This is a genomic window from Kerstersia sp. (assembly GCF_052103615.1).
Classification (GTDB): Bacteria; Pseudomonadota; Gammaproteobacteria; order Burkholderiales; family Burkholderiaceae_B; genus Kerstersia.
Window position 1 is genome coordinate 1 of record NZ_JBQEKA010000137.1, and the last position, 4,015, is coordinate 4,015.

A 4,015-nucleotide genomic window follows, 5' to 3' on the forward strand; every position below is an offset into this window, starting at 1 on the left:
ATTTTGTTGTCCTTGCTGATCAGCACCATCCTGACCCTGGCGGTAACCGGGCTGGCGGCGCGCTGGATGAGTGACGCCGACGGCAAGCGCGCGGCGGGAGACGCGCATGACTGAGACGGCAGAAGGATGGCTGGCTAGCCTGACGGCCTCGCCGTTGCCAGGCGTCACGCTGACACTGTGCGCTTTCCTGGTTGCGCAATGGGCGCACAATCGTCTGGGCAGGGCGCCCTGGGCCAATCCGGTGGCGATTTCCGTGCTGATCGTGGCCTCTATCCTGGGGCTTGCCGGGATTCCCTACGAGGTTTATTTCGACAGCGCGCAGTTCATCCATTTCCTGCTGGGCCCAGCCACGGTTGCGCTGGCGGTGCCGCTGGCGCGGCTCTGGCCCAGGCTCAAGCAAGCCTGGCGGCCGCTGACGGCAGGCTTGCTGGCGGGGTCTGTGGTCGCCATTGGTTCCGGCACGACGCTGGTGCTGATGATGGGCGGAGATAAGGTGCTGGCCATGTCTATGGTGCCTAAATCCGCCACCTCGCCGATTGCCATGAGCGTGGCCGAACACCTGGGCGGGCTGCCATCGCTGGCGGTCTCCTTTACGCTGGTGGCTGGCATGATAGGCGCGATTGCCGGGGTTTCTGTTTTGCGGCTCATGCGCATGGAGTCTTCCGTGCTTGGCGGTTTCGCGCTGGGCGTTGCGTCACATGGCATCGGCACTGCGCGAGCTTTTCAGGTATCCATGGAAATGGGCGCTTTCGCAGGCCTGGGCATGGGCCTTAATGGCATTGTCACGGCCGCGCTGGCGCCGTGGATGGCGCCCGTCATCATGTGGCTGTTCGAATGAAGGGCGCGCAGACGAACGGCGCGTGCCTGCCCGGCGCAGACCTGCCGCCCGGGCAGGCGCTGACAGACGCGGCGCGCATGCGCCAGGCGATGCTGCAGGCGGCGCAGGCGGCAGCGCGCGGCGAGGTGCCGGTCGGGGCGGTGATTGTCGATGCCGAAGGGCGGGAACTGGCCTTGGGCGGCAATCGCGTCATTGGGGATAATGACCCGAGCGCCCATGCGGAAATCGTGGCCTTGCGGCTGGCTGCTGCCGGCCAGGGCAACTACCGTTTACCCGGGGCGACGCTGTACGTCACCCTGGAGCCGTGTGTCATGTGTGTCGGCGCCATCATGCATGCCCGTTTGGCGCGGGTGGTATTCGGCGCGAGCGACCCCAAGACAGGGGCCTGCGGCAGCGTGCTGGATTTGCCTGCGTGCACCAGCCTGAACCATCACACAGCAGTGCAGGGCGGGGTGCTGGCGGAGGAATGCGGCGAGCAGTTGCGCGCTTTTTTCCGTGAACGCCGCCAGCGTCAGAAAATGCAGCAGGAGCAGGAAAAATGAGGCATGACAACGGCTCGCGCGCCATTTATGTGATGTCCCCCGCCGGGGCAATCCGGGATCCGGCCGTGCTGGCCCGGGGCGTTGAGCATCTGCGCGCCCTGGGCTTCACGGTGACGCTGGATCCGGCCGCGGCGGGGCGCTACCAGCGTTTCTCCGGTACCGATGAAGAGCGGCTGGCCGCCTTCGAGCGGGCCAGGTTGCAACCGGCGGAGATTGTCATGGCGACGCGTGGCGGTTACGGCCTGAGCCGGCTGCTGCCGTACCTGGATTGGGCGGGCTGGGCGGCGAGCGGCAAACGTTTTGTCGGATATAGCGATTGCACGGCATTCAGCCTGGGATTGCTCGCGCTCACCGGCGCTGGCAGCGATGCCGGGCCTATGGTGTGCGGTGATTTTGGCGCGGCGGAACCCGATCCGCGCATGACGGCCAGTTTTCTGGCGGCGCGGGAAGGCGCGGCCTTGCTGGCGGATTTCGCGCCGCTGTTGCCTGCGGGCGGCGCCCATGGCGCCAGCGCGGGCGCCTTGCGCTGCGAAGGAACGCTGTGGGGCGGCAACCTGGCTTTGGTGGCCTCTTTGATCGGGACACCTTATCTGCCGGTCGTGCCCGGCGGCATCCTGTTTCTGGAAGATATCGGCGAAGCGCCTTTCCGGGTGGAACGCATGCTGAGCCAATTGCTGCACGCGGGGATCCTGGCGCAGCAGCAAGCCATATTGCTGGGCCGTTTCACTGAGAGCGGTGACCCTGCCAGGCAGGACGGCCATGATATGGCGCAAGTGTTCGATTGGCTGGCTCAGCAAGTGGATACCCCGCTGATCGGCGGCCTACCGCATGGCCATGTCCCGGAAATTCTGACGCTGCCCGTAGGCGCACGCGTCCGTTTCGAACTGGAACCCGGGCGCGCCCGTTTGATGCGTGCCTGAGCCTGGCGGGCAGGGGCACGAGGTGCGTTTGTAAGCCGCGCTTGGTACACTCCCTGTTTCCCCAGGCATTTCCCCCTGGCGCCAGGCGGCGTCTGCCTGGCCTGTACGGCAGTAAGGCAGGCCGCCAATCCGTTTCTTCTCATCCCTTATCGTGATCTCTACAGCCAATCTCACTATTCAGTTCGGCCCGAAACCCCTGTTCGAAAACGTTTCCGTTAAGTTCGGCGATGGCAACCGCTATGGCCTGATCGGCGCGAACGGTTCCGGCAAATCCACCTTCATGAAAATCATCGGGGGGGATCTGGAGTCGAGCGCGGGCAATGTGACGCTGGATCCGGGCATGCGGCTGGGCAAGCTGCGCCAGGATCAGTTCGCATTCGAAGATGTCCGGGTGCTGGATGTGGTCATGATGGGCCACGCCGAAATGTGGCAGGCCATGAGCGAGCGCGATGCGATCTACGCCAACCCGGAAGCGACCGAAGAAGATTACATGCGGGCCGCTGACCTGGAGGCGCTGTTCGCCGAATATGACGGTTATACCGCTGAGGCGCGCGCAGGGGAGCTGCTGCTGGGCCTGGAAATTCCGGTCGAGCAGCACAATCTGCCCATGCGCGAAGTCGCCCCCGGCTGGAAGCTGCGCGTGCTGCTGGCGCAGGCGCTGTTTTCCGCGCCGGACGTGCTGCTGCTCGACGAGCCGACCAATAACCTGGATATTCACACCATCCATTGGCTGGAAGAAGTGCTCAACGGTTATCAGAGCACCATGATCATCATCAGCCACGACCGCCACTTCCTGAATCAGGTTTGCACCCACATGGCTGACCTGGATTACCGTGAATTGCGCATTTACCCCGGCAATTACGATGATTACATGCTGGCTTCGGCGCAGGCCCGCGAGCGTGTGATGGCGGCCAACAGCAAGGCCAAGGAACGCATTACCGAACTGCAGGATTTCGTCCGCCGCTTCGCCGCCAACAAGTCGAAGTCGCGCCAGGCAACGTCGCGCCTGAAGCAGATCGACCGCATCAAGGCCGATACGGTTGAGGTCAAGCCGTCTTCGCGTCAGAACCCGTACATCCGCTTCGAGCAGAACAAGGTCATGCACCGTCAGGCATTGACGGTGGAAAGCATCACCAAAGCCTACGATCAGCCGGTCATTCAGCCGTTCTCGGCCATGGTTGAAGCGGGCGAGAAAATCGCCATCATCGGTGCCAACGGCGTGGGTAAGACGACCTTGCTGCGCATGCTGGCCGGTGACCTGGCCCCGGACCGCGGGACAGTGAAGTGGTCTGAAAACGCCGATATCGGCTATATGGCGCAGGACGTCTCCGACCAGTTTGATACGGATCAGCAGCTCTTCGACTGGATGAGCCGCTTCCGCCAGGCCGGTGATGAAGATCAATCCATCCGTTCCGTGCTGGGGCGCCTGCTGTTCTCCAGCGATGACCTGCCCAAGAAAGCGCGCGTTCTGTCGGGCGGCGAGAAAAACCGCATGACCTTCGGCCGCCTGATGCTGGGCCGTCACAACGTCTTGCTGATGGATGAGCCGACCAACCACCTGGATATGGAATCCATCGAATCGCTGCAGCTGGCGCTGGAAAAATTCGAGGGCACCTTGATCTTCGTGTCGCATGACCGCGAGTTCGTGAGCGGCCTGGCCACGCGCATCTTCGAAATCCAGGAAGGCGGCCAGATCAATGATTACCGCGGTACCT

The 4,015-nt window shown here is 63.4% G+C and carries 4 protein-coding genes; all 4 read left to right on the forward strand.

What is annotated here, in order from left to right; all coding sequences use genetic code 11:
* The first annotated feature begins 106 nt into the window (after nucleotides 1–106).
* A complete protein-coding gene (locus ACTJGZ_RS15805) occupies nucleotides 107–838 on the forward strand; it encodes an LrgB family protein (RefSeq protein WP_441663847.1) in 732 nt (243 codons plus the stop codon).
* Nucleotides 835–1,380, forward strand: a complete 546-nt coding sequence (gene tadA, locus ACTJGZ_RS15810) for a tRNA adenosine(34) deaminase TadA (RefSeq protein ID WP_441663848.1) — start codon at nucleotides 835–837, stop codon at nucleotides 1,378–1,380. Before ACTJGZ_RS15805 ends, tadA begins: the two co-directional genes overlap by 4 nt.
* The gene (locus tag ACTJGZ_RS15815; RefSeq protein ID WP_441663849.1) at nucleotides 1,377–2,300 is read left to right on the forward strand and encodes an LD-carboxypeptidase; all 924 of its coding nucleotides are present in this window, start codon (nucleotides 1,377–1,379) and stop codon (nucleotides 2,298–2,300) included. The genes tadA and ACTJGZ_RS15815 overlap by 4 nt, the downstream gene beginning before the upstream one ends.
* A 151-nt stretch (nucleotides 2,301–2,451) precedes the next feature.
* Nucleotides 2,452–4,015, forward strand: a 1,564-nt coding sequence (locus tag ACTJGZ_RS15820; RefSeq protein ID WP_441663850.1) for an ABC-F family ATPase, incomplete at its 3' end; no start/stop codon positions are given.